This window comes from Aeromonas sp. s11 (assembly GCF_040907945.1).
In the GTDB taxonomy this organism is placed as follows: Bacteria; Pseudomonadota; Gammaproteobacteria; order Enterobacterales; family Aeromonadaceae; genus Aeromonas; species Aeromonas veronii.
Window position 1 is genome coordinate 26,947 of sequence record NZ_JBFOCU010000031.1, and the last position, 26,178, is coordinate 53,124.

General features: G+C 61.7%; 24 protein-coding genes. 15 read left to right on the top strand and 9 right to left on the bottom strand.

The window, feature by feature from the left end:
- Nucleotides 1-16 precede the first annotated feature (16 nt).
- Complete coding sequence (locus AB5Y84_RS09530) at nt 17-307, top strand: YkgJ family cysteine cluster protein (RefSeq protein WP_005335921.1); 291 nt, start codon at nt 17-19, stop codon at nt 305-307.
- A 27-nt stretch (nt 308-334) separates the two neighbouring features.
- On the opposite strand, the gene AB5Y84_RS09535 is transcribed toward AB5Y84_RS09530, so the two are convergent.
- A complete protein-coding gene (locus tag AB5Y84_RS09535) occupies nt 335-742 on the bottom strand; it encodes a hypothetical protein (RefSeq protein ID WP_368176826.1) in 408 nt (135 codons plus the stop codon).
- Between the two features lie 268 nt (nt 743-1,010).
- Between AB5Y84_RS09535 and AB5Y84_RS09540 the strand changes: the two genes are divergently transcribed.
- The gene (locus tag AB5Y84_RS09540) at nt 1,011-2,405 is read left to right on the top strand and encodes a PepSY-associated TM helix domain-containing protein (RefSeq protein WP_368176827.1); all 1,395 of its coding nucleotides are present in this window, start codon (nt 1,011-1,013) and stop codon (nt 2,403-2,405) included.
- Between the two features lie 69 nt (nt 2,406-2,474).
- Here the strand turns inward: AB5Y84_RS09540 and AB5Y84_RS09545 are convergent, their stop codons facing one another.
- A complete protein-coding gene (locus AB5Y84_RS09545) occupies nt 2,475-3,380 on the bottom strand; it encodes a 1,4-dihydroxy-2-naphthoate polyprenyltransferase (protein ID WP_368176828.1) in 906 nt (301 codons plus the stop codon).
- Nucleotides 3,381-3,588: 208 nt separating this feature from the next.
- Between AB5Y84_RS09545 and AB5Y84_RS09550 the strand changes: the two genes are divergently transcribed.
- The 8 genes from AB5Y84_RS09550 (at nt 3,589) to AB5Y84_RS09585 (ending at nt 14,677) form a co-directional block, all read left to right on the top strand.
- On the top strand, nt 3,589-4,911 hold the full coding sequence (locus tag AB5Y84_RS09550) for an isochorismate synthase MenF (RefSeq protein WP_368176829.1): 1,323 nt from the start codon (nt 3,589-3,591) through the stop codon (nt 4,909-4,911).
- Nucleotides 4,912-4,943: 32 nt separating this feature from the next.
- The gene (menD, locus tag AB5Y84_RS09555) at nt 4,944-6,701 is read left to right on the top strand and encodes a 2-succinyl-5-enolpyruvyl-6-hydroxy-3-cyclohexene-1-carboxylic-acid synthase (RefSeq protein ID WP_368176830.1); all 1,758 of its coding nucleotides are present in this window, start codon (nt 4,944-4,946) and stop codon (nt 6,699-6,701) included.
- Nucleotides 6,661-7,458, top strand: a complete 798-nt coding sequence (gene menH, locus AB5Y84_RS09560) for a 2-succinyl-6-hydroxy-2,4-cyclohexadiene-1-carboxylate synthase (RefSeq protein WP_368176831.1) — start codon at nt 6,661-6,663, stop codon at nt 7,456-7,458. The genes menD and menH overlap by 41 nt, the downstream gene beginning before the upstream one ends.
- A gap of 4 nt (nt 7,459-7,462) precedes the next feature.
- Nucleotides 7,463-8,311, top strand: coding sequence for a 1,4-dihydroxy-2-naphthoyl-CoA synthase (gene menB / locus AB5Y84_RS09565; RefSeq protein WP_197971580.1), 849 nt, complete (start codon nt 7,463-7,465; stop codon nt 8,309-8,311).
- A complete protein-coding gene (gene menC, locus AB5Y84_RS09570; RefSeq protein WP_368176832.1) occupies nt 8,311-9,240 on the top strand; it encodes an o-succinylbenzoate synthase in 930 nt (309 codons plus the stop codon). Before menB ends, menC begins: the two co-directional genes overlap by 1 nt.
- Nucleotides 9,233-10,660 carry an o-succinylbenzoate--CoA ligase gene (menE, locus tag AB5Y84_RS09575; protein WP_368176833.1) on the top strand — a complete coding sequence of 476 codons (1,428 nt, stop codon included), beginning with the start codon at nt 9,233-9,235 and terminating at the stop codon, nt 10,658-10,660. The genes menC and menE overlap by 8 nt, the downstream gene beginning before the upstream one ends.
- Before the next feature lie 218 nt (nt 10,661-10,878).
- Nucleotides 10,879-13,638: a collagenase gene (locus AB5Y84_RS09580; RefSeq protein ID WP_279498762.1), complete on the top strand. Its 2,760-nt coding sequence runs from the start codon at nt 10,879-10,881 to the stop codon at nt 13,636-13,638.
- Nucleotides 13,639-13,825: 187 nt separating this feature from the next.
- Entirely contained in the window at nt 13,826-14,677 is an 852-nt protein-coding gene (locus tag AB5Y84_RS09585; protein ID WP_368176834.1) for a vancomycin high temperature exclusion protein, read from the top strand.
- A gap of 84 nt (nt 14,678-14,761) precedes the next feature.
- Here the strand turns inward: AB5Y84_RS09585 and AB5Y84_RS09590 are convergent, their stop codons facing one another.
- From AB5Y84_RS09590 to AB5Y84_RS09600, 3 genes are all read right to left on the bottom strand, one after another.
- The gene (locus AB5Y84_RS09590; RefSeq protein WP_368176835.1) at nt 14,762-15,376 is read right to left on the bottom strand and encodes a superoxide dismutase; all 615 of its coding nucleotides are present in this window, start codon (nt 15,374-15,376) and stop codon (nt 14,762-14,764) included.
- A 17-nt stretch (nt 15,377-15,393) separates the two neighbouring features.
- Entirely contained in the window at nt 15,394-15,873 is a 480-nt protein-coding gene (locus tag AB5Y84_RS09595; RefSeq protein WP_368176836.1) for a hypothetical protein, read from the bottom strand.
- 174 nt (nt 15,874-16,047) lie between these two features.
- Nucleotides 16,048-17,064, bottom strand: coding sequence for a chemotaxis protein CheV (locus tag AB5Y84_RS09600; RefSeq protein ID WP_368176837.1), 1,017 nt, complete (start codon nt 17,062-17,064; stop codon nt 16,048-16,050).
- 201 nt (nt 17,065-17,265) lie between these two features.
- On the opposite strand from AB5Y84_RS09600, the gene AB5Y84_RS09605 reads away from it, so the two are divergent.
- A complete protein-coding gene (locus tag AB5Y84_RS09605) occupies nt 17,266-17,985 on the top strand; it encodes an SDR family NAD(P)-dependent oxidoreductase (RefSeq protein WP_368176838.1) in 720 nt (239 codons plus the stop codon).
- On the opposite strand, the gene AB5Y84_RS09610 is transcribed toward AB5Y84_RS09605, so the two are convergent.
- Nucleotides 17,972-20,038, bottom strand: a complete 2,067-nt coding sequence (locus AB5Y84_RS09610) for a tRNA(Met) cytidine acetyltransferase TmcA (RefSeq protein WP_368176839.1) — start codon at nt 20,036-20,038, stop codon at nt 17,972-17,974. The genes AB5Y84_RS09605 and AB5Y84_RS09610 overlap by 14 nt on opposite strands.
- Entirely contained in the window at nt 20,035-20,346 is a 312-nt protein-coding gene (locus tag AB5Y84_RS09615; protein WP_005335963.1) for an HlyU family transcriptional regulator, read from the bottom strand. The genes AB5Y84_RS09610 and AB5Y84_RS09615 overlap by 4 nt, the downstream gene beginning before the upstream one ends.
- A gap of 136 nt (nt 20,347-20,482) precedes the next feature.
- On the opposite strand from AB5Y84_RS09615, the gene AB5Y84_RS09620 reads away from it, so the two are divergent.
- The 4 genes from AB5Y84_RS09620 to AB5Y84_RS09635 all read left to right on the top strand — a co-directional run bounded on the left by AB5Y84_RS09620 (nt 20,483) and on the right by AB5Y84_RS09635 (nt 24,174).
- Complete coding sequence (locus AB5Y84_RS09620) at nt 20,483-20,689, top strand: bacterioferritin-associated ferredoxin (RefSeq protein WP_005335965.1); 207 nt, start codon at nt 20,483-20,485, stop codon at nt 20,687-20,689.
- A 144-nt stretch (nt 20,690-20,833) separates the two neighbouring features.
- The gene (gene bfr / locus AB5Y84_RS09625; RefSeq protein WP_005335967.1) at nt 20,834-21,313 is read left to right on the top strand and encodes a bacterioferritin; all 480 of its coding nucleotides are present in this window, start codon (nt 20,834-20,836) and stop codon (nt 21,311-21,313) included.
- Nucleotides 21,314-21,515: 202 nt separating this feature from the next.
- Entirely contained in the window at nt 21,516-23,627 is a 2,112-nt protein-coding gene (locus AB5Y84_RS09630; protein WP_368176840.1) for a DUF885 family protein, read from the top strand.
- A gap of 88 nt (nt 23,628-23,715) precedes the next feature.
- Nucleotides 23,716-24,174 (top strand): methylglyoxal synthase, encoded by a 459-nt coding sequence (locus AB5Y84_RS09635; protein ID WP_005363178.1) that lies wholly within the window; start codon nt 23,716-23,718, stop codon nt 24,172-24,174.
- Between the two features lie 89 nt (nt 24,175-24,263).
- On the opposite strand, the gene AB5Y84_RS09640 is transcribed toward AB5Y84_RS09635, so the two are convergent.
- The gene (locus tag AB5Y84_RS09640; protein WP_162504474.1) at nt 24,264-25,415 is read right to left on the bottom strand and encodes an iron-containing alcohol dehydrogenase; all 1,152 of its coding nucleotides are present in this window, start codon (nt 25,413-25,415) and stop codon (nt 24,264-24,266) included.
- Between the two features lie 143 nt (nt 25,416-25,558).
- A complete protein-coding gene (locus tag AB5Y84_RS09645) occupies nt 25,559-26,014 on the bottom strand; it encodes a hypothetical protein (protein WP_368176841.1) in 456 nt (151 codons plus the stop codon).
- Nucleotides 26,015-26,178: the final 164 nt, after the last annotated feature.

The following is a 26,178-nucleotide window of genomic DNA, read 5'->3' on the forward strand; positions in this document are numbered from 1 at the left end:
CGGCAAGACAGGCACCATGACCCAAGCAATCCAAACCGATGTGAGCTGCCAGAACTGCGAAGCCTGCTGCTGCCGCCTCGAAGTGATGCTCTTTACCGATACCGGCGTGCCGGACCGTTATGTACTGGAACGGGATGGCGAGATACCGGTCATGCGCCGGCTGGACGATGGCTGGTGCGCCGCCCTCGACCGCAACACCATGATGTGCCGTATCTACGAGGTGCGGCCGCTGATCTGCCGTGAATTCGAAATGGGTGAACCCGACTGCGTTGACGAGCGGGACAAGTGGTTTATCAAGCTGGAGTAAACCCGAGCCAACCAGAATGCGGGGTCGTCAAACGCTCGCAGGTTCACAGGGAGCGGTGCTGAGCTGCTCTCCCAGCCACTGGATGGCCGCAGCCTCCTGTTCAAAGTAACGTACCGCCCGAAAGGGCAATCCCTTGAAGATGTTATCCGCCAGATAGCGCTTGAAGCCCCCTACGAAAACCACCGCCAGAAACTGACAGCCACTCTCGGCACACCAGCCAAACTGGCGACGAAAACGGGCCAGCACCTCGGGCCCGGCCGCTTCAAACTCGGTTGCGACCTCGACAATCCCCCAGGGGCCATCCATCAATCCGGCCAGTTCGTGACGAAAGCGCGCCTCATAGGCCATGGCACCTGCCAGATTGAAGGGGCCACTCGGGCGGCAGATCAGCATCTGGCCCCTGCGCTCCATGTCGAATTGCCCATGTGGCTGCATGACTGCTCCCATTCCGTTACCACCACCATCGCCTGCAAATTGTTACCACAAGGTAATAATTTATAAGGAAAAGTCCAGCAACAAACAGGCTTTCCCCAAAGCGTGATCATCCTATCCTGCAAACCGTCGGCACCTCATGTTACCGACATCCCGCACTGAATCGATCTCAAGATGTGCGATTGCAGTTAACGAAACGTTACTGCTATTATCCGCGCCGCCACAAACATTCCACCTGCCGAAAGGTTTGGCGCCTCAACAAGGATGTGCAATGAAAAACAGGGACTTGAGTCATTACCAACGGATCTGGCGCTGGCACTTCTACGCCGGTCTCTTTGTCGCCCCTTTCCTGATCCTGCTGTCACTGACCGGGATCGTCTATCTGTTCAAACCCCAGCTCGACAACCTGATGTACCCCGAGCTGATGAAGGTCGCCCCCTCCAGCCAGACCCTGAGTGCCGACCAACTGCTGGCCAAGGCGATGATGACCATGCCCGATGCCAGCCTGCGTAAATATCTGCCGCCTGCCGCTCCCGACCTGAGCGCTCAGTTCATCATCAATCGGGGTGAACAGGAACTGACCCTGTTTATGGATCCCGCCAGCGGCGCCCTGCTCGGCACCATGGATAACAAGTGGAATCTGCAAGCGGTGGCTCGCTCCCTGCACGCCGACCTGCTGCTCGGCACCACGGGGGATCGGCTGATCGAACTGGCCGCAGGCTGGGGGCTGGTCCTGCTGCTGAGCGGCCTCTACCTCTGGTGGCCACGCAAGGGGCCCGGGGTGGGCGGCATCCTCTGGCCCAGAGTGAGCCAGCGTGGACGCCTTTGGTGGCGGGATCTGCACGCCGTGGTCGGCTTCTGGGGCGCTGGTTTCCTGCTGCTGTTGCTGTTGAGCGGCATGACCTGGACCGGTTTCTGGGGCGATCAGTTTGCCGCGGTCTGGAACCGCTTCCCGGCCGCCATGTGGAACGAGGTGCCCAAATCGGCACCGCTGGCCCGCACCCTGAATCAGGCACATGAGCAGACCGTCCCCTGGGCGGTGGAGAACACTCCTATGCCCAGCTCGCAGCCGATCGATGAAGCGCACGCTCATGGTGCCATGAACCACGGCGAGCACGAGGGAGTGGTGATGGCGAGCCAGCACATTGCGCTGCAACGGGTGGTCGAGATCGCCCATGAGCGGGGAGTCCAACCGGGTTACAGCATTACCCCGCCGGTCGGCGCCACCGGTGTCTATACCATCGCGATCTTTGCCGATGATCCGCGCAACGACGCCACCCTGCATATCGATCAATACAGCGGCAAGGTGCTGGCCGATGTGCGCTGGCAGGATTACGGCCCGGTCGCCAAAACGGTGGAGAGCGGCGTCATGCTGCACATGGGCAAGCTCTACGGCTGGCCCCATCAGCTGGCCATGCTGCTTATCTGCCTGATGGTGCTGGCCAGCGCCGTGAGCGGTCTGTGGATCTGGTGGTGCCGCCGCCCGCAGGGCCGTCTCGCCGCGCCGCCACTGCCCGCCAAATTGCCGCCGATGCGCGGTGCCATCGCCCTGCTAATCCTGCTGGGGATCGCCTTCCCGCTGGTGGGCGCCTCCATGGTCGCCATCTGGCTGCTGGATACTCTGCTATTCTCCCGCCGCACGCTCAAAGTGGCTCGAGCCAGCTAAACCCGCCAAAACCAAAAAGGGCTCCCATCTCGGGAGCCCTTTTCATTTATCGCGGTTACATCCAGCACGTCAGGAGAGCGCCAACCCGATAGAGAGCAGCAGGCTGAACAGAAAGGCGCTGATGGCGGTCTTCTTGAGGGCACCGGTCAGCACCTCGCCATCGTAGCTTTCGCGAAGAGTCTTGGCCGCATCGCTGAGAGGCTTCATGGCGGGCAGGAAGATCCACGGCCAGAAGCTGGCGGGCTGGGTCAGGATAAAGACGATGGTGACCAGCAGCGCCGCCCCCAGCAGTACCCAGTGATAAGCGATGGCGCGGTTGCGGCCAAGGCGCACTGCCAGGGTGATCTTGCCGCTGGCGGCGTCGGTCTCGATGTCGCGCACATTGTTGATATTGAGCACGGCGGTCGCCAGCAGGCCACAGGCGGTGGCGGGTAGCAGCAGATCCCACTCCAGCGTCTTGGTGAAGAGGTAGTAGGAGCCGAGCACCCCCAGCAGGCCGAAGAAGAGGAACACCGAGATATCGCCAAACCCGCGATAGCCGTAAGGAGTCTTGCCGACCGTGTAGGTCACCGCCGCAACGATGGCCGCGCCACCCAGCACCACAAATGCCAAAATCTGCAGCCACTGGCCGCCGAAGGCGCAGCCGAGCAGCAGCAGGCCACTGGCCACCGCCGCCAGCGCAGTCAGCCCCATCGCCACGCACATCTGCTTTTTGGTGATAAGGCCGGAGACCACCGCCCGCTGCGGGCCGATCCGCTCACCGTTGTCGGCGCCGGAAACCGCATCGCCGTAATCGTTGGCCAGATTGGAGAGGATCTGCAGCAAGATGGCGGTCAACAGGGAGAGCGCCATGATGGTGCCATCGAAGGCACCACGACTGGCAGCCAGCCCCGAGCCCAGCAGGATGGAAGAGCAGGCGAGCGGCAGTGTTCGCAAACGCGCCGCCAGCAACCAAACAGAGAAGGTATTTGTCATTTTGTGATGGCCAAACAATCGGATATTGATCGTGTTAAGGGTTATCGAACCGGATTTGGGTATACTTGGCCCCGGAGAGTGAAGCTCCCGCGGGCGATTTACATGGACGAATGGGCAGATAATATATAGGAAATCATCGCCCTTTGGCATAAACCTACGGCATCCAGCTACCGGATCGCTCGTTACTACCCGGCTCAGACAAGAATCCATGTTGGCTCAGACCCATATCAAGCAACAACTGGACGCCCTGCGTCACAGCAACGTCAGCGGCTTCGTACGGTTGCGAGTGGCGATCGAAATCCGCTCCTTTCTGGGCTGGCTCGCGGCGCAAACCCTCTATCCCCGCATCTACTGGCAGGCCCGTGGAGAAGCTCGTCCCGAGTATGTCGCGCTGGGCGCCATCCATGAACTGACCGAACCGCACGCCATCAAGCAGGTGTGCACTAACACAGCCAACCAGCATCATGACGACAGCCCTCGCTACTATGGCGGACTGGCGTTTGATCCGGCTCAGTCCGGCTGGCAAGGGTTTGGCCCCTGCCGTTTCGTGCTGCCCCGCATCGAGCTGGTGCGCCGTGGTGAGTGCGTCAGTCTCTGCCTCAACCTCTGGCTGGATGAAAACAATCTCGAGGCCGAACTGCAGGCGGCCGACGCCGCCCTCGATGCCCTGCGCCCGGAAGCCCCGCTGCCCGCCCTGCAAAAGCAGCTGTGGCAGCGACATGATTGCCCCGGCGCCGCCCAGTGGCAGACGCTGGTAGAGCGCGTCACCGCCTCCGATTTTCAGGCCCACACTCCCAAGGTGGTGCTGTCGCGGGAGAGCGTGCTGACCAGTCCGAACCATGATGCAGACATCAATCCCTGGGCCATGCTCGACCAGTGGGCCCGCCACGCCCAGGACTGCTTCCACTTCGGTTTTCAATTCTCCCCCGAGCAGGCCTTTATCGCCTGCTCCCCCGAGCGGCTCTACCGCCGGGAAGATCGCCACCTCTTTACCGAGGCGCTGGCGGGCACCATTCGCCGCTCCGGCGATGAAGAGGTGGATGCCCAACTGGCCGCCGAGCTGCTGGCCGACAGCAAGAACCGGCTGGAGAACCGGCTGGTACACGCCGACATCCTGAGCCGTCTGGCACCACTGACCCACGATGCCACCCTGACCGAGCCGCGCATTCTCAAACTGCGGCTGCTGCAACACCTCAAGTGCGATATCGAAGCCGAGCTCAAGCCCGGCGTCTGCGACTGGCAGTTGCTCGACGCCCTCCACCCGACGCCGGCGGTGGGTGGTGCCCCGCGCGAGGCGGCGCTCGCCTTTATCCGCGAATTCGAGCCCTACGATCGGGGCTGGTACGCCGGTGCCTGCGGCATGCTGAGCCGGGAGACCTCCGAGTTCTCGGTCGCCATTCGCAGCGCCCGCATTCAGCCGGGCAGCGTCACCCTGTTTGCCGGTGCCGGCATTGTCGCCGGTTCCGAGCCTGTCGCAGAGTGGGCCGAGCTCGACAACAAGATCGCCAATGTGCTCTCCCTGCTGGGATAGTCATTCACCCTTTTCACGCTACGAGAGCCCCTATGCCCACCCGTAAAGAGCCTGCCAGCGAAGAGTTTGCCTGCCCCCCGTTTTCGAGCCAGCACGCCACCTTCAATCACGTCTGGTCCTCCCTCTTGCTGGAGGAGCTCTTTCGCCTCGGGGTGCGCGACATCGCGCTGGCCCCCGGCTCCCGCTCCGCGCCGCTGACCATGGCGGCGGCCGCCCATCAGGGCTTTCGCCGTCACCTGCACTTTGATGAGCGAGGTCTCGGCTTTATGGCGCTGGGGCTGGCCAAGGGGAGCAACCGGCCGGTGGCGGTGATCATGACCTCGGGTACTGCGGTGGCCAACCTCTGGCCTGCCGTGGCGGAGGCCCAGCTCACCGGCGTGCCGCTGATTATTCTCTCCGCCGATCGCCCTCACGAGCTTATCGACAACGGTGCCAATCAGGCGATCGACCAGCAGGGGATCTTCGGCCACTACCCCGTCTATCAACAGAACCTGCCGAGCCCCACCCCGACCATTCCGGCGGCGTTTGTGCTGAGCTCGGTGGATCAGGCGCTGGCCAAACAGGCGCTCACCCCCGGGGTGGTGCACTTCAACTGCATGTACCCCGAGCCCCTTTACCCGGGCGAGCACTATCAGGATTTCTCCGACTATCTGGCCCCCCTTGGTGACTGGCTCGGCTCACACAAGCCCTGGAGCCCGTGGCAGCAAAGCGCGCCGAGCTGCCCCCCTCAGGCGGAGTGGGAAACCTTTCGGCAACAGCGCGGCATCGTTGTAGCAGGCCGCATTACCGACCCGAAGCAGGCACAGACCGCCGCCGCGCAGGCGGAGCAACTCGGCTGGCCGCTGCTGGCGGATCTGCAGAGCCAGATCCGCTTCGACAGCCGCAACCTCATCCACATGGATATGGCGCTCAACGACCCTGAATTCGTCGCCGAGCTGGGCCGTGCCGAGGTACTGCTGCAATTTGGTGCGCGGCTTGTCTCCAAGCGGCTTGGCCAGTTCATCAAGCACCATTCATGGCAGGATTACTGGCTGGTGGATCCGCAACCGGCGCGGCTCGATCCCGACTACCGGCTGCGCAGCCGGCTGCTCTGCAGTGCCAGCGCCTTTGCTGCGGCCCATCCGGTCACCACACAAGCCCCTTGGCACACATTGGCCGAGCGGCAACACAACGCCAGCCAGCAAATCGCCGCCGCCTGCGAGCACTTCTCCGAGCTTGGGGTCTGCCATCGCCTCAACCGCCTGATCGAAGGGCAACTGTTTGTCGGCAACAGCATGCCAGCCCGACTGATGGATATGCTCGGCGAAACGGGCAAGGGGCCGAGTCGGGTGATGACCAACCGCGGCGCCTCCGGCATCGATGGCCTGATCGCCACCGCCTACGGGTTTGCCCAATCAATCGAGCAGGACAGTGATGAGCCCACCACCCTGCTGCTTGGGGATCTCAGCGCCCTGCACGATCTCAATAGCCTCGCCCTGCTCAGCAAGGCGAGCCGACCGCTGGTGGTGATCCTGCTCAACAACGATGGCGGCAGCATCTTTCGTATGTTGCCGGTGCCCACCGAAGGGGAGCTGCTGGAGAGCTACTATCGGCTGCCCCACGGCCTCAGCTTTGAACATGCCGCCGCCATGTTTGGCCTCGCCTATCGGGCGCCGACCACCCTGCCCGAGTTCGAACGCGATTACCGCGCCGCCCTCCAACATGGCGTTACCTTGATCGAGATCCGGGTACCGAGCGAGCAGGTAGCCGATGATCTCAAGGCACTGGGGGCCGCCATCCGTGGTAAATAAAGATGCCAATGTGCCGCTGGTGCTGCTGCACGGCCTGCTGGGGGATAGCGGCGACTGGCAACCGGTGATCGACCGGCTGCCCGCCATCCACTGCATCGCCCTCGATCTGCCGGGTCATGGTCAGCATAGCGCTCTCAACGTCAGCGACTTTGAGCAGAGCCACCAGTGGCTGGTCACCGAGCTGGCCAGCCGCAACATTGAACGCTATCTGCTGGCGGGTTACTCGCTGGGTGGGCGACTGGCTCTCTATCACGCCAGCCGCGAGCCCGCCGGGCTGCGGGGGCTGCTGCTGGAGAACTGCCACCCGGGGTTAGCGGCCAGTGAACGGGCCGCCCGCATCCAGCACGATGAACAGTGGGCGCGGCGCTTTGAGCAGGAACCCCTGGCTGACGTGCTGGCAGACTGGTACCGGCAAGGGGTGTTTGCCGATCTCGACGACGCGGCCCGGGCCCGCCAGATCGCCCACCGCCTTGGCAACGACGGCCTGGGCATCGCCACCATGCTGCGCGCCACTTCGCTCGGCAAGCAGCCGGATCTCGCCCCCTGGCTCATGGCGAGCCAGCTGCCGGTTACTTATGTGAGTGGCAAGCGGGATCACAAATTCCATCAGCTGGCTTGCCAGCTGGCGAACCAGGATCGCAGAATCAACCACTTGGTGCTGGATGGCGGCCATAATCTGCATGCCCATCAGCCTGATAACTTTGCCCGACTCCTCGCGGAGTGGGTCAACCAACAAGAAGAGACGAGTCATGATTGAAGCAATGACGGAAGCTGAACTGTATGCACCTGTTGAATGGCAAGATTGCTCCGCCGGTTACGAGGACATCCTCTATCACAAGTCCAACGATGGCATTGCCAAGATCACCATCAACCGTCCCCAGGTGCGCAACGCCTTCCGCCCCCGCACCGTCAAAGAGATGCTGCAGGCGCTGGCCGATGCCCGTTATGACGATCAGATCGGCACTATCATCCTGACCGGTTTTGGCGAGAAAGCCTTCTGCGCCGGCGGCGACCAGAAGATCCGTGGCGACTACGGTGGATACCGCGATGACGAGGGGACTCACCACCTCAACGTGCTCGACTTCCAGCGCGACATCCGCACCTGCCCGAAACCTGTGGTTGCCATGGTGGCCGGTTACGCGGTCGGTGGCGGCCACGTGCTGCACATGATGTGTGACCTGACCATCGCCGCCGACAACGCCCAGTTTGGCCAGACCGGCCCGAAAGTAGGCTCCTTCGACGGCGGTTGGGGTGCTTCCTACATGGCTCGTATCGTCGGCCAGAAGAAGGCCCGCGAAATCTGGTTCCTCTGCCGCATGTACGATGCCCAGCAAGCCCTCGACATGGGTCTGGTCAACACCGTTGTGCCACTGGCAGAACTGGAGCGCGAAACCGTGCGTTGGTGCCGCGAAATGCTGCAAAACAGCCCGATGGCGCTGCGTTGCCTGAAAGCCGCCCTCAACGCTGACTGTGATGGTCAGGCGGGCTTGCAGGAGCTGGCGGGCAATGCCACCATGCTGTTCTACATGACCGAAGAGGGTCAGGAAGGCCGCAACGCCTTCAACGAAAAGCGTCGCCCCGACTTCTCCAAATACAAGCGGAACCCCTGATGACACTAGCCCTGTATCGCTATCAACTGCCTTTTACCCAGCCACTGACCTTTCACGGCAAGGTGGAGGTGGCGCGAGAGGGGCTGTTGGTGCGCATCAACGACGGCTGGGGGGAAATCGCCCCCCTGCCCGGCTTCTCGAAAGAGAGCCTGCAACAGGCAGAGGCAGAAGCCCTTGCCACGCTGGCAGCCCTGGCCGCTGGCGACACCCCGAACCCCGTGCTGCCGTCGGTGCAATTTGGCCTCGACTGCGCACGCCGGACATGGCCCGAGCAGCGCAACCCGCTGCCGGAGCCCTATCCCCTCATTCAAGGCTCCCCCCAGGAGCTGCTGCGCAACTGGAAAGAGTGGCTGCACCGCACGCCCGGCAAGGCCAAGCTGAAGGTGGCACGCTACCCGATGCGTGACGAGCTGGCGCTGATCCGCCTGCTGTGCGACCGCCTCCCCTCCCTCAAGCTGGTGCTGGACGCCAACCAGGGCTGGACCCGCGAGGAGGCCTGGACCTTCTGCGGCCACCTCGACCCGAATCGCATCGAGTATCTGGAAGACCCCTGCGCCGACTTTGCCGACATCGCCTTTGTCGCCAACCGCACCGGCATGCCGGTGGCGCTGGACGAACTGCTGGCACAAGGCAAGCCGTGGGAGCCGATCCCGCAACTGCGCGCGCTGGTGCTCAAGCCTACCCTGCTCGGTTCACTCGCCAACTGCGAAGCGCTGATCGCCCGCGCCCGCGAACTGCGGCTCAAGGTGATCATCTCCTCCTGCTTCGAATCGGATCTGGGCCTGAACCAGCTGTTTCATCTGGCTGGCGAATGGGCTCCCGAACAGGCGCCGGGTCTGGATACCCGCCGCTGGATGGCAGGCAACCTGCTGGGGAAAGATGGCAAACCGGATCTGAGTCGACTGGAGCAACTGTATTACCGTGATTGACCCCTCCCGTTCACCCGAACAGACACCTTGCCCGGTACGCCACCGGGCAATCTCAGCCCCGAACCGCATTGCCATCCACACCGCCTCGCCTCTCAGTTACCGCAAACTCGATGCCCGCCTCAACAGCCTGTGCCAACAGCTGGAAAAAGCCGGAGTGCGTCGTGGCGATCATCTGACAGCAGTGGTGCGCGGTGCGCTGGAAGATGTGCTGCTGGCGTGGGCCTGCGTGCGCAGCGGCGTGGTGTTCTGCCCGCTCAATCCCGCCTTTCCTCTCGAAAAGCAGCGTGAGCTGGCGGTGCAACTCGATGCCGATGCCTTCTGGTCGGCAGGGGAGATCCCGGCAGGCAACTGGCAGCCCTTGCAGCTCGACTTCACACGCGAACTGCCGGCAAGAGAGGAAGCGTGGCCGCTGGAATCGACCCAACTCAACAATATGATCCTCACCTCCGGCTCCAGCGGTACGCCGAAAGCTGTGGTGCACCGGCTCTGCAACCACCTTGCCTCGGCGCGCGGCTCTGCCACCCTCATTCCCCTCGATGATGCCTGCGGCTGGCTGCTCTCCCTGCCGCTGTTCCATGTCGGCGGCTACGCCATCCTGTTTCGGGTCTTTCTGGCGGGCGCCACGCTGGTGCTGGACGATCGCAGTCAGCCGCTCAAGGCGCGGCTTGAACAGCAACCCATTACCCATCTCTCGCTGGTGCCGACCCAGCTCTGGCGCCTGCTGGCAGAGGGTTTTGATCCCGCCCGTACCCGCCTGCGCGAATTGCTGCTCGGTGGCGCCGCCATCCCGCAGCCGCTGGTAAGTCGCCTCTGCGCCATGGGGCTCGAACCCAAGGCGAGCTATGGTCTCTCCGAGATGGGCAGTCAGGTCTGCACCGCTATCCCCGGCGATGCTGGCGTAGTTGGCAAACCGCTACCGGGACGGGAGGTGTGCATCCGGGAGCAGGAGATCTGCGTGCGCGGCACCACCCTGTTCGCCGGTTACTACCGAGATGGCGAGCTGGAACGACCCCTCGATGACGAGGGCTGGTTTCATACCCGCGACAAGGGAAGGTTCACTACGGCAGGGGAACTGCTGGTAGAGGGACGGCTCGATAACCTCTTTATCTCGGGTGGCGAAAACATCCAGCCCGAAACCATCGAGCAGCGACTGGTAGATCATCCCTCTGTCGCCCAGGCGCTGGTGGTGCCGGTACCGAGCGACGAGTGGGGGCAACGCCCCGCCGCCTTTATCGACTGGCACGGCGAGCCGGTTCCCGACTCCGAACTGGCAGCCTGGATCCGTAGCGCCCTGCCCGGCTTTATGGTGCCCGACCACTGGCTCCCCTGGCCCGACCTTGGCGGCAATCTCAAACCCTCCCGCCAACTGCTGGGCAAGGTAGCCCGACAACAAACCACTCGGGCACGACAAGCTGAATGAGATCGGACTCACAATTTACCGATCTTCTTTGAAAACAAAAAAGAAACATGTGAGTCCTTACTGCGGCACCAACCCACGATAATTCGATCAGACTCAAAAAGTCACCATCTTATTGATTTATCTGATTTTTAATTGGCAATTGATATCCCTTTGGAACTGTTTAAATTGCCTTGCGATTACTCGCAAGACAATACACAAACAAGAACAAAGGGATAAAAATGAACCGTTCAGGTACCGGGTGGCTGCTGCTGGCAGGCCCCCTGCTTTTGGCTACATCCTCGGCGCAAGCCAACTACTCCCCCAATGACTGGCGACAGTATCAGCTGACTGGCGAATCGAGCCGGCAACTGGCCGCTCGCATCACCGAGATCACTTACGAGCTCAAGGCGCGCAGCAGCAACGCCCCCTATCAGCAGCTCAGGGTCTACCGTCGCTTCGACTGGCAGAGCAGCGATCTCGCTGCACTGGCCGAACAGCAGTGTGGCGAGCCGCAGCTCAAGGTAGATGCGGGCTGGCAGATCCGCTTCGTGCGCTGTGAAGATCGGATTCCGGCGGGCAAGCTCATTCCCGCCAGCAGTTATGACTTTGGTTATGGCCTCAAGCAGGGTCGCTGGGAGCAGCTGGCGGGCACGCCGACCGCCCAGCGGCAGGATCGTCTGCCACTGCCACAAGCCATCATCCTGGGTCAGAGCGAAAGGGAGCTGGATCGCTGCGAACTCAACGCACAAGGCCGCTGCGCAGAGTCGGAGTGGCACTATCAGCCGCAGGATTGGCAGCAGTTGCAGGTACTTGAAGAGACCCCGAGTGAGCGGGATGGCCGGTTGGAGCAGATCTTCTTCCGCCTGCAGCCGGTGGCAGGCAGTCAGGCTGCCGCTCAGGTCAGCGAGATCCATGTCTGGCGCCGCTATCAGTGGCAGCTGGATCAGCTCACGCCTCAGCAGGAGTGTGATGAGCCGCAGGAGCGCAAGGAGGGGAGCAACACCATCCGCTATCGCATCTGCCGTCAGGTGATCCCCGCTGGCAGCGAGGTTCAGGTGACGCTGCAGGATAACGGCTACCAATACCCGGTCGCTGGCGGCGAGTGGCAACCCCTGCCAGAGAGCAAAGAGTGGCAGGAGAGCCGGGTGCTCAATCGCCCCATCGTGCTGGCCAGCAAGGAGGAGCAGCTGGAGTGCCGCCGCGCCAACGGTCGTCTCTGCTCCGAGCCCGAGCAGCCCGATGTGGATCTGCTCGACAGCGATGCCGCCAAACTGGTAGCCGACGTGAGCGGCCAGAACAGTCCTGCCTGGCAGGCGGATTACGGCCACGATGACGCCAAGCTGATGGCGGTGGTGCGCGGCATGCGTGCTCTGCTGGCGGCCAACCAGCCGACCCATCCGGCAATGGACAAGCTGCTCTACTATGTGCGCGCCCACAACTACCACGGCGGCGTTGGCAAAGAGAGTGATCAGGCTGCCCGGGCACTGGCCGGGGTAATGATTGATCTGCTCAACCACCCATTGCTGCTGGGAGCTGAACCGCAGGATCAGGCTGGCACAGTGCTGGAAGCCTGGAGCGTGGCAGCGCAGGGACAACTTGGGCAAGCCGCCTTCCGCCAGAGTGCCGCCCCCATGCTGGCCCAGCTCAACCAGGTGCTCGGCTATGCGGTGCAACATGCGGCACAGATCAATGGCCACAAACCCTGGGCCGATGGCCTGTTCGAGCTGCTCAATCTGGTCGATCAGAGCGCCTCTTACGGTCAGCAGGCAGACTTCAGCGCAGCTGTGCTGCAACAGGAAGCGGCATTGCGCCAGAGCCTGCTGCAACTGGGCCTGAGCGAGCTGGCCCTCTGGAAACAGCGCGATGGCTCACGGGATCTGTTTATCTTCAACAACATCCTCGATGCCCATAGCCGCCTCTACCAGATGATGCGCTACCTCCATCACACCAGCCCGGATAAGGCGATCGCCTATCGCCAACAGCTGGATCGCGATGTGATCGCCATCATGCGCCAGCAAGGGCTGATCCCGGGCGGACAGCATCCGGCTGCCATGCTGGAAGAGGTCTCCCTGACTCTCTCCAGCTACTACCTCACCTACACGGATCGCACCAGCGAGGCTTGTGTCAGCGGCGAGTTTACCGGGCTTTGCACACCGATCCGCATGGAAGATATTCTGCCGTTCGAGCACACCTGCTCGCCCACCCTGCGTCTGCGCGCCCAGGATCTGACCTTGGCTCAGGCCGAAGGGATCTGCCGCGAGCTGGGTGATGAAGAGCAGCGCTTCCACCAGCAGATGGAGACTGGCTGGCAACCGGTAGCCGATGATCACAACGAAGCGCTGGAGCTGGTGATCTTCAACTCCTCCGCCGACTGGGGCCGCTACGGCAGCGCGCTGTTTGGCGTATCCACCGACAATGGCGGCATCTATATCGAGGGGGATCCGGCTCGCCCCGGCAATCAGGCCCGCTTCTTCGCCTATGAGGCAGAGTGGAAACGCCCCGCTTTCCAGGTGTGGAACCTGCGCCACGAGTACGTTCACTATCTCGACGGCCGCTTCAACCAGTACGGCAGCTTCGGCCACTATCCGCTCAACCGCACCACTTGGTGGGCAGAGGGGATTGCAGAGTACATCGCCCACGGCCAGTGCTTTGCCCGGGGTCTGGATAACGTAGCAAACCGCCCCGCCAAACAGCGTCCGACACTGGCGGCTATCCTCCACCTTGACTACGACCAGGGTGGCGAGATGGTCTACTCCTGGTCCTATACCGTGCACCGTTTCCTCAATGATACCGGTCGCGGCGCCAGCTGGCTGGCGCTGGCACAGGCGCTGCGCAATCCGGATCGACAGCAGGCGATGAGCGACTTCGAAGGGGAGTTGGACCGCCTGATCGCCAACGACAGCGACGCCTATCAGGCGTGGCTCGCCCGGGATCTGCTGCCCTGGTGGCAAGCCAACAAGGAGTCAGACGCCTGCAAGGGTAACGACTCCGCCCACTGATAGACCTTCACCCAACAGAGGGGCTGCCACCGCAGCCCCTCTCTTTATCCTCCCGCTCTCCCGGCCTCTGCTGCGACAACCTCTGCCCGAATGAGGTGCCCGCCCGTTATCAAGCCTGACGCCAGCGGCCGAGTTGTAATAGAATGCCGATAGCCACTCCCAACTTCAGACCCTGACCGCACCGCGCATGAAGAAGTTTGCCAAGATCCTCCTCGCCTGCCTCGTTTTGCTGCTGGCCCTGATTGCCATGCTGCTGGGCTACAGCGAGTGGATCGTCTCGGATGCCCGTCACTACACCTACGATCAGGTAGACAAGGTGCCCTACAACCGGGTTGCGGTGGTGCTGGGGACCTCCAAATATCTCTCCGGTGGCGGCCCCAACCACTACTTCAAATACCGTATCAAGGCGGCGGCCGAGCTCTACAACAATGCCAAGGTGGACTTCATCATCGTCTCCGGTGACAACGCCACAGTGCAGTACAACGAGCCACGCCAGATGCGCCGCGCCCTGATCAAGGCGGGCATCCCCGCCTCCGCCATCTATATGGATTTCGCCGGATTCCGCACCCTCGACTCAGTGGTTCGCGCCAAGGAGGTGTTCGGCCAGGAGCGCTTTACCGTGGTCTCCCAGGGCTTTCATAACGAGCGGGCCATTTTCATCGCCCGCCATTTCGGTATCGATGCGGTCGGCTTCAATGCCGAGGACCCCAGCGCCTATCAGGGGATCCGCACCCGGGTGCGGGAAGTCTTTGCCCGCCTGATGGGGTTGCTCGACCTCTATGTACTGGACAAGGGGCCCAAGTTCCTCGGGGCTCCGGTCCCCATCGGTCTGCCTGTGCCTTGCCAGTCACTGAGCACTATCGGCAGCCTGCAACCCTGCCTAAAACAGCCCAAACCGGCGGTGGATGAGGCCAAGCCAGCGGAAGTCTCTGCCGCGGTTGCCACCGAGTCGGCAACTCCATCTTCCTCGGCCGTGACTGAACAAGTCACTCCTGCTGTATCCGCAGCGGCGGCTGAGCCGAGCACCGCCACACCATAAACAGACGACCCGCCAACTGGCGGGTCTTGGTATTACAGCGCGGGTTGTGGCGGTGAGCCTGTACACCCATTCCCAGCGACCAAGTCAGCCTCTAGCCGCTTGATAACGGCGGGCCACTTCGGCCCAATCCACCACCTGATAGAAGGCAGCGATATAGTCAGGACGCTTGTTCTGGTACTTGAGATAGTAGGCGTGCTCCCACACATCCAGCCCCAGGATCGGGGTATGGCCATGCATCAGGGGACTATCCTGATTGGCACTGCTCTCCACCTGCAATCTGCCTGCCTTGTCCACCACCAACCAGGCCCAGCCACTGCCAAAGCGGCTCAAAGCCGCCTGAGTGAAAGCCTGCTTGAAGGCATTGAATCCCCCCAATTCCCGCTCGATGGCCAGAGCCAGCTCACCACCCGGCTCACCGCCCCCCTGCGGGCTCATCACCAGCCAGAACAGGGAGTGGTTGGCATGGCCGCCACCATGGTTGCGGACCGCCCCCTGCAGGGCGGTTGGCAGGGTGTCGAAGCGGCGCAGCAGATCCTCAACCGGCATTGCGGCCAACTCGGGCGCGGCTTCCAGCGCGGCGTTGAGGTTGTTGATATAGGTCTGGTGATGACGGCTGTGGTGGATCTCCATGGTCAGTGCATCGATATGGGGTTCCAGTGCGTCGTAGGAATAGTTCAGGGCAGGCAGGGTATGGCTCATGATGACCTCTGTTCGGATTAATGGAGCCGGGATGAGGGCTCGCTCTGACACAGGCAGTGACCGAGCGAACGCATGATCCCGGTGTGGCTGCCGTGGCGCTGTACGAACGTCAGCAACTCGGCACGGGTTGTGCGGGTATGGCGCAAAGCAGCCTCTCGCAGGCGAGAGGAGCAAGCGGGGGAGTGACAGGTTGCCAACAGGCAGTCGTGCACATAGCAGAGCAGGTCGGCGGCGCGATCGGGCAGAGTCATGGCCACCAGCAGATCCGCCAGATTGTGGTGAGCCACCACCAGCGCCGCCACCGCCTCATCGGCGTCATGCCACTGCACCAACTGCTGACGAGCCAGCCAGAGCGCCTGCTGATAATGAGCCAACGCCTGATGATACTCGCCGCAGTCAAACAGCCGGTTGCCATCTCGGGTCTGCTGTTTCCAGTGACTCATGCTGCTGCCACCTTCGGTCGACTCGACCCACCCCTTCACCCAGGTTGCTGTCATATGCTTCACACCAACAAATGATAATAATTATCATTACACGAATCATATCCGGGAGACAAGGGGCGTCGGGATCGCAGCAAACAGCCAAAACAGCGCGGCCACTCCTTGGCAAGGAGTGGCCGCTTGAGGCACCGGTCAGTGAATTCGACCGGCTAATTGGAAGTTAACGGCAGGTCAGATGTTGTTGGCTGGCGAAGGCGGGGCAATTCCAAGCAGCATGTGATCCATCATCCCCACCATGCGCCCTATCTCGGGCTTGGTGATGGTATCGTTGGCCCCCAGTTGCAGGGCTTTCTGGCGGTTGTCATCGCTCATCAGGGAGGAGAACATCACGATGGGCATCTCCTTGTAGGAGGGGGTATCCCGCACTCGCTTGAGCAGGTGCATGCCATCCATGCGCGGCATCTCCACATCGGTGATCACCGCATTGACGAAGCCGGTCACCGGCATTCTCTCCTCCTGGGCCAGACGATCGAAATCCGTCATCATCTCCAGCCCCTCTCCCCCGTCCTTGGCCGTGATCACGTTGTAGCCAGCTGTGCGCAGGGTGGTCTCGATCATCTTGCGGATAAAGGCCGAGTCGTCCACCACCAGAATGGTTTTGCCCTGGCGCAGCGCCATCATGCGATCGTCGATGAGCACCTTGCGATCCTGGGTGACGTCGTACTTCTCCATGCTGAGCTCGGGGTTGATATCGGCGATGATCTTCTCGAAATCGAGGATCATGATGAGGTTGCCATCGCGCCTGACCACTGCCACCACGCAGTCGTTCTCCCCCGCCTCCAGAAACTGGCTGGGGGACTCCACATCCTCCCAGGAGACCCGGTGGATCCTGCTGACGCTATCGATCAGAAAACCGTTGGCCATCTTGTTGAAGTCAGTGACGATCACCACCTTGTGGCTGGGGTCCGGGTTGGTCTTGATGCCGAGCCAGCCCGCCAGATCCACCAGCGGGATCAGCCGATCCCGCAGGGAGAATACCCCCACCATATGGCGCTGGGCATTGGGATAATCTGTGGTTTCCGGCACCCGGATCACCTCGCGTACCTTGGCGACGTTGATCCCGTAATAAGCGGTTTTTTCACGGCCATCCGGTAGCTGCTTCTTGAGGTGAAACTCGATGATCTCAAGCTCGTTAGTGCCACTTTCGGTCAGGATAGATTTACGCTCTTCCCCATCTTTGGACATCATGGTGACTCTCATTCTGGTTGCGCGGGCAGCAGACCGCTGCGGTTTTCCCTCAGTATAGGAATGGATTTCACCCAGCGGCTCGGATCTCGGCAAGATTGCAGCCTTAACCGCTTGATCCCGCAGGCTGGCGGGATCGTATCTGCCAATCAGGACAACATTGGCGGATGGTGAAATCCATCATGTACTCACAAGGAGCCTGAGATGAGTGAAGGCATCGTCGTGATTGGCGCTTCTGGCGGTATCGGGGCGGCTCTGGTGACACACTGGTTGGCGGCGGGTGTCGGGCCAGTGATTGCCATCAGCCGCCAGCCCGCACCAGCAGGAGCCTCTTCGCCAGCCCTGCACTGGCTATGTTGCGATTACAGCGATGAGCAGATGGCAACTGCGGTAGCCCGCATCGCGGAGTTGGCACCGAGACCGCACAGGGTGGTGATCTGCAACGGCATCCTGCATCAGGGGGAGATCCAGCCAGAGAAGCGGCTCGAAGCAATCAATCTCGATGCCATGACCCGTCTCTACCAGACCAACGCCCTGCTGCCGCTGCGCTGGATCAGCCAGCTGTTACCGCTGTTTGGCCGCGAGCCTTGCACTCTGGCCGTTCTCAGTGCCCGGGTCGGCAGCATTGGCGACAACCGAGCGGGCGGCTGGTATGGCTATCGTGCATCCAAGGCCGCCCTCAACATGCTGCTCAGGTGTGCCGCCATCGAGCTGGCCCGGCGGGCCCCAGGCGTCAAATTGCTGGCCTTCCATCCCGGCACAGTGGATACCCCACTCTCCCGCCCGTTTCACGCCAATGTACCGCCAGGAAATGTGCAGAGTCCCGAGCTGGTAGCCGACCATCTGATTAACCTGATGAACCGGCTGCAACCGGATGGCGAACTGAGCTTTCTCGACTGGCAGGGCAAACCTATCGAGTGGTAGAGGAACTCAAGAGACGCGCCAGCAGCGCCCGCAAACTCTTGATCACTGCGGGCTTGCCCGCCAGCTGCAACCTCGCAGCCAGTCTTCCCCAGTCGGCATATTGCCAGATAGCTGCGATCAGCAGATAACGCTCTTCAGGAGTCAGTGAACCCAGCACAGCCAGATGGCGCGCCAACCACAACTGCAGGCTGGATTGGCTCAGTTCAAACGGCTTGTGATGCAGGGCAAAGCACCCAACCTCATCGCGCTCGAACTCGTCAAGCTCAGCCGCGGTGACGGTGCTGCCTTGCAGACATTGCCATACCAGCTCGGGCTCCAATCCTTTCAGCTCGCCTGCCAGCAAGGTTGGCAACTGGCGTACGAAACGCTGCTGCCACCCGGCCAGCTCGGGCTCATGTTCGGGTTTCAGCGCCTTTAGCAGCAGGGCTGCGTGGCAGCCGCTGGCGGCATCCCGCTGCAGGCCGATGCGCAGTACCTCCAGCCCGGCCTTGCGCCAGAAAGGGAGCAGGTCGGCGCTAGCCGAAAAGGCAGAACCGAGGTAATCGATCCCCGCCTGACGATAATGTTCTTCAAGCCTGCCAAGCAGCAGCGAACCCAGTCCGTGGCGGTGCAGCTCGGGATGGATGGCGATACGCATCACCCGGGCGTAGCTGCGCCCCCCCGCCGTTTTGAAACCGGCGTGGGCCAGCAACGACTGGGGCAGCAGATGGCCGCGCGGACGGCGGCGACCGGCCCAGATCGCTTCGGCCAGCTCGGGTTCTATTCCCCCTTCCCGCACCACCAAGGCCACTCCCAGCAGGCTCGCATCCTGCTCCAGCAGATGGATGTCGAGATCCGGGCTCTCCAGCAGGGACCTGAGATCACTCGGCGTAGTCTGGTAGTGGGCCAGCACCAGCAAGCCGAACAGCTGGTTGAGCAACGTCTCATCGCTCGCCAGCGCCTCTTGACTGACCAGACGCCAGCTCGGGCTGGTCGGCGGCAAGGGAGTTGCCACTTCGGCATTGAGGCCGAGCAGGCGGAAAATCAGCGGCTCCAGCGGGTCGCGCTTACTCCAGCGAATGGGTTCAGAGAGGCGGATCTCCTGCCACTCCGGGGTCTGGCTATCGAGCACCCGTTTGAAGCGCAGGTGAAAACCGCGCCCCGTCCCCTCGTAACCGTGCTCGGTGGTGGCAAACACGATGCGACTGTGGCGGGCCAGCATGGCCTCGAGCAGCGGGGTCGGAATGGCGGCCGCTTCATCCACCAGCAGCAGATCGGGATTCATCGCCTCGTGTACCAGCCGATCCGGCGAGCAGTAGCTCAGCCCTGTCAGCTGTTCCGGCGTGCAATCGAGCCCGCAAGCGGCGTGGGCAAACAGGGTCGCTACCGTCGCCTGCGAGGGGGCCGTCACCACTATGTTCAGCGAGGGTTGCTGGCGCAGCAGCTCGGCGGCAGCCAGCCCCAGCAGCGCACTCTTGCCACGGCCGCGGTCGGCGCTCAGCACCAGCGGACGGCGGCGATGGCCCTGCAACACCTTGTGGATGGCGGGCAGTGCCCGTGCCTGATCGCTGCTCAGCCTGCGCTCGGGCCCAATCGGTTGCCACGGCTGCGAGCAAACCGGCGGCTCCAGAGAGAGGGCAGGCTCCCCCGCCAGCAACCGCACCAGCCGGGCGATAAAGCCGTGACCGGCCCGACCGGCCTCCTCCGGCTGCGCCACCAGCCGGATCCGGTCAGGATCCGGCCATGAAGGCCACTCTACTCTGGGCGGCGTCAGCAGCAACAGCAAGCCACCGGCGCACAAAGTGCCCGCCAGCGCCCCGAAGGCGTCGGGGTTAAAGCCGCTGAAGGCGTTGAACACCAGCGTGTCGCACTCCTGACCGAGCCGCTGCAGCGCCTTGGCGGCGGGTTGCGGGGCATAGCACTCGGGCCCGGCTCCCAGCCAGAAGACCGTCTCGCCGAGCAGGGATTGGGCGCGGGCAATGCAGTCGGCCTCCTCCCCCTCCAGCCAGATCAGGCGCCGCTCGCCGGCGCGGGCCAGCGCCTCGCGCAGCAGGGTGACCTCTTGCTGTGTCATGAAGCTTGGCTGTCAGCCGGTTTGCGGGGCTCGAACATGCGATCTCCCATCTGATCGATAAAGGTGTGAGCCTTCTGCACCATGAAACGCTCGGCATCGGCCGGATTAACAAACAGATCGGAGCGGATGAAACGGTGGGTTTGCAGCACGCCGTCCAACTCCTTGGTGATGCGCCCTGCCAGTCGGTACTGCCCCCCTTCCGCCATGGGTTCCGGATAGATGAGATAGCCGGCATATTCGGTGGGAGTGACTTCCGGCGCCTTGGTCGGCTCGCCCCCGAACAGGGCGCTGAACAGTTTCTTGAGCATGGTGATCTCCTCTGGTTGCCAGCATTGTCCCCAAGGGGTTGCACAGTGGCAAGCAGGGGATCTTATTACCAATGGTTATTTGCACTACGAACCATTCTCATTTAGATTTCATCTCATTCCACAAGAGGTGACCATCATGTACGTCTGTTTGTGCCGCGGCATCACAGATACCCAGATCCGCAAAGCGGTGCAGTCAGGTAAAAGCGAGTTCCGCCAACTCAAGCAGTCGCTCGAGGTGGGCGCCCAATGTGGCAAATGCGTGCGCATGACCATGGAGATCATCGCCGCCGAACTCGACAAGATGGAGCAGGAGCAACCCGTGCTCTACTACGAAGTGGCCTGATCCGGACACCTCTTTTCTGATGCGACCCGCCAACAGGGTCACCCCTTTTCTCAGGCGAGCTGGCTCGCCAGACCTCTTGTTGTCACTTTTCTGGACTAAGCTCTAACGATCGAAGCCTCAGGCACGAACCAAGGAGCACTGTCGATGAAAGGAGATCCCAAGATCATTGCCCACCTCAACAAGGTGCTGGCCAATGAGCTGATTGCCATCAACCAATACTTCCTGCATGCCCGCATCTACGATGACTGGGGCCTCAAGGCGCTCGGGCACAAGGAGTACCACGAATCCATCGACGAGATGAAGCACGCCGACGAGCTCGTCAAGCGGGTGCTGTTTCTCGAAGGGCTGCCCAACCTGCAGGATCTCGGCAAGCTGCGCATCGGTGAAACCGTGGAAGAGATGCTGCGCTGCGACCTCTCGCTGGAGATGGATGCCATTCCCGACCTGAAAGTGGCCATTGCCTACGCCGAATCGGTGCAGGATTACATCAGCCGCGACCTGTTCCAGGAGATCCTGGAGGATGAGGAGGAGCACGTGGACTGGCTGGAGACCCAGCTAGACCTTATCGATCGCATCGGGCTGGAGAACTACCAGCAGTCGCAACTGCACCACGGTTCATCCTGAATAGTTATGGCATGAAAAAACGGTTAAAAAACCCGCTCAGGCGGGTTTTTTAATGTCTGGCTGCATAGCTTTTCACGCCACTTATCAGCATGAAAAATAAGCGTATTTTTGCTATTCAGATCGCAAAAACAGACGCTTGGGAGTTGCACTATTGGGGCCCCTCACAGGGACATACAATAACAACATGTGAAAGGACTACATCATGCACTTCCTACCCAACAAGCTCGCGCTAGCCTGCGCCATTGCCCTGTCTCTTGCCGCCTGCAATGACAACAGCTCGAACGCACCTGCAGATCCCGCAGCCACCAAAGCATCCCTGATGCAAACCATGGATGAGGCCCTGCGCGAGAGCCAATCGCTCGACCCCTACGGTTTTGCCATCGATGCCACCAGCATCGCCAAGCGCAAAGCACTCGACAGTTCACTGCTCCAACGACTGAATGCTCTGGATCCCACGGTGCTAAGTGAGCGGGATCGGCTGTTCTACGACATGATCCGCTGGGACTTGCAGATCAATCTTGAAGGATACGATTTACCCCAATCCCAGATCCCGATCCATCACTTCCGCAACCGCGTGGTGGATCTGGCAGATGACGTCGGCGCAGCCCCTGCCAGCGGCAAAGCGGCTCGCACCGTCAGCGGTGACTTCGACTATTTCGAGCACAGCTCGGCCGACAGGGTCACGCCGAGTGATGGCGCATGGCGACGGGATCTCGACCGCACAGACACAGCTCCGGCACTTGCAATGGCAACTCGAGCAAAGACAACAATGACCCCGCTGGCCTGGTATCAGGAACACCTCACCTGGCTCAAGGCCTATGATGTCTATCTTGCCGAGGTGAAACACCAGTTCGAGCTGGCCAGTGTTCAAGGCAACACCTTGCCTGATGAGCTGGTAGACCGGCTGCTGGCCCAGCTCAACAGCAAGCTGGATGGGGAGGCGATCGCCGGCTCCAACCTCGGCTGGCAGCAGTTGCCGGGGGATGCCGATGCCACACTGCGAGCAGACTACAAAGCCGTGTTGGACAGCATCAACACCCGCTATATGGCGCTGCGCGACTATCTGGATTACCAGCATGGCGGCGCCTATGCAGTGCGCTTGGGTAGTGGCGAGTGTGATGATGGCTTCTGCGGCATGACCAACGGGCGAGACTGGTATCGCTGGCTGCTGAAGAAGCACACCACCACCAATATGACACCCGAGCAGGTACATGAGCTGGGATTGAGCGAGGTAGAGCGGATCTTCGCTGCCATGGTCAAGGTATGCCATTCCGTCGGCAAGTGTGACAGCGACGACGTGAGCCAGAGCAAGCAGAGCGGCCAGATCTACGCCTTCTTCCGCTATCTGAACGAGCCGGCCTTCTTCTATCAGAACCCGCTAGAGGTCTGGTCCGCCGGCCTCAACCCGGACAATGCAGCCAGGGCGACGTTGAGCGGGCCACAGCAGCAGGCGCTGGCCGAACACGAGCGGGCACAGCAGGAGTACAACGTCTTCAAGAGCAAAGCAGCACTGGTGCTGCCAGACTTCTTCGATGCCGAACGTACCATTCCCAAACTGGATTACGAGGTGGTGCCCGTCTCCTATCAAGATGCGCCATACGGCGGGGTAGCCTGGTATCAGGACGGCAACCCGCAGACCGGCCGCAAGGGGCAGTTCTTCCTCAACACATACTACCCCTATGGTCTGCAGAGCTGGAACATCAGCACCCTGCTGGCCCACGAGGCGGCGCCGGGTCACCACTTCCAGGTCACCATCGCCCAGGAGCTAGCCGCCAAGGATCCCGACTTCCCGCAGTACGTGGCTAACGCCTCCTACACCTCCTATGCGGAGGGCTGGGCGCTCTACACCGAGTACCTGGCGGATCACGACATGGGGCTCTATCAGGGGCGCGGTCTCTACGATCCGGCGGTGGGAGACGTGAAGGTCGAGGGATCTTCCGCCTTCAACAACCAGTTGCAATACTTTGGCCGCCTCAACGAGGAGATGCTCAGGGCGATGCGGCTAGTAGTGGATACCGGTATCCACTGGTATGGCTGGAGCCACGATCAGGCCGTCAACTACATGAAGGAGAACTCGGCATTGGGTGCTGGGGACATCAGCTCCGAGGTACCGCGATACATGGCCTACACTGGCCAGGCGACCTCCTACAAAGCGGGCCAGCTGGCGCTGATCCGGATGCGGGAGTCGGCCGAGCAGGCTCTGGGCGGAGGCTTTGACCTCAAGGCGTTCCACCACCATGTGCTGGAATACGGCATGCTGCCCATCTCGGTGCTGGAGCAGAAGAACAAGCAGTGGATTGAACAGTCGAAGTGATCACAGTTACGGCGCCCAGCAAGGCAACGGGCGCCGCTTTCGATTAGGATACGGCTCTCTGCAAATAACAATGCTACGGACGATTTCCATGGAACAGATTGCACGCGAGATGGCGCCCCACAAACGGGTTGCACTGGTGGCTCACGACAATATGAAGACCCCTCTGCTGAACTGGGTGATGCGTCGCAAGGAGGAGCTCAAGCTGCACCATCTCTATGCGACCGGCACCACCGGCACCATGCTCGGCAAGAAGGCGCAACTACCCATAACCTGCCTCTTCTCCGGCCCCATGGGGGGCGACCAGCAGCTCGGCGCCCTGATCGCCGAAGGGAAGATCGACGTACTGATCTTCTTCTGGGATCCCCTCAATGCGGTGCCGCACGATCCGGACGTGAAGGCGCTGCTGCGCCTCGCGGCAGTCTGGAACATCCCGGTCGCCACCAACGAAGCGACCGCCGACTTCATCATGGACAGCCCCCATATGCGGCAAGCGTTCAGCGTACAGATCCCGGATTACGCCGGTTATCTGAAGGCACGCACCGAGTGATCGGCTAACCCGTCATACAAGAGGGCCGCAACAAGCGGCCCTCTTTAATTGGGAAAATGCATCAGCCAGGGAAACAAATCGACGCCGGCTTATAGCGCCCGGGCGAGAATGCGCGCCACCCGATCCGGATCGATATCCTGCAGCTCCCCAAGTGCGGTGCGCCCCACCCGCTTGAGGTTGGAGCAGACCGCCGGAATGCAACTTTCGCTGAGGCCATAGTCAGCCAGCCGGGTACCCAATCCCATCTTCTGGAAGAATTGCTCGGTGCGGATAATCGCCTCTTCGATGCGCAGGGCCTTGTCCTCGCGGGTCGAATGCCACACCCGTTCGGCAAACTGAGCCAGCTTGTCCTGCTTCTGGCTCGCTCGCTCACGCAGCAGTGAGGGGAGCACCACCGCCAGGCTCTGGCCGTGGTCCAGCCCGTAAAGCGCCGTCAGCTGATGACCGATGGCGTGAGAGGCCCAATCCTGCGGCACCCCGCAGCCGATAAGGCCGTTGAGCGCCAGACTGGCGGCCCACATCAGATTGGCCCGCACCTGATAGTTGGTCGGCTCCGCCAGCGCCTTGGGGCCGTTCTCCACCAACACCTGCAGCAAACCTTCCGCCAGCCGATCCTGTACCTCGCCTCCCACCGGAAAGGTGAGGTACTGCTCGGCAATATGGACGAAGGCATCCACCACTCCATTGCCGGTCTGGCGCGGCGGCAGACTGTAGGTGGTCGCCGGATCGAGCACCGCAAATTGCGGCTGCACCAGCGAGCTTCTGAAGGAGATCTTCACATCCCCCCGGCTCACCACCGAGGTGGGATTGCTCTCGGAGCCGGTGGCTGGCAGGGTCAGCACACAGCCCATCGGCAGCGCCTTGTGCACACTCGCCTGTTTGCCGCAGATATCCCAGGGATCATCCCCCTCGTAGCAGGCGGCCGCCGCAACAAACTTGGTGCCATCGACTACCGAGCCACCACCGACCGCCAGCAGGAAGTCGATGCGCTCGCGCTTCACCTGCGCCACCGCCTCCATCAACAGCTCGAATCTGGGGTTAGCGCCGATGCCGGAAAACTCCTGCCACGTCACCCCTTCCAGCGCCCGGGTCAGCTGCTCATAGACGCCGTTTTGCTTGATGCTGCCACCGCCGTAGAGCACCAGCAGCCGGCTGCCGGGCGGGATCAGTTCGGGCAGGCTAGCGATCTGCCCCTCGCCGAAACAGATACGGGTCGGATTGGCATATTGGAAGTTGTACACGGCGGACTCCTCGACTGGCTCAATGCGCGAACATTGTGCGCCTGTGGGGAGGTGAGGTCAAAAGAGGTGGCAGAAGCTTGCCCATCGGCGGTCGACACTGGCCCATCGGTGCCGACCGGGTAGATCTCAGAACAGCGGCAGGATCAGGCAGTTTTGGCCTCATCTTTGGATGAGCTCTTCTTGCCGGTCAGGCGATCCATCGCCTCCTTGAGCATCGCCTCTCGCTGCTCGTTGAGCGCCTTGCTCTGCTCTGCCCGCTCTTCCGGCGTCAGCTTCTTGTTATCGGCGATGGTCTTGAGCTTCTCTTCGATCTCGTTGAACTTCTTGCGATCGAAACCAAGCGCCTTGTCCACCAGCTGCTGCACCACGCCCCCCTTGTCGGAGCTCATATCCAGCGCCGGCGGCAGCTTGTTGTTCTTGGCCAGATGTTCGTAGGTCAGCACCTGCTGGGCCTGACCGGTCATGCGTTGGGTGGAGAGGCTGACCATCTCCTCCCAGCCACCACCCTGACCGCCGCTACTGGCACTGTTGAGGGTGGCGAGGGCGCGGTTGTTGGATGCGCTCTGGGCAAGCTGCTGGCTGTAGGGTTTGATATCCATGGGGGCTCCAATTCGGTGCGCATCTGCGGCAATGAGCACAGGCTGATCCGGTCACATGGGGCGTCAGGCCCCACCATTATCAATTAAACCAGCAAGTTACAGGCCAACTTGTCAGATAGTACGAGATCCAGAGATATGGCGGATCTCACCACGCATCCCTCGCA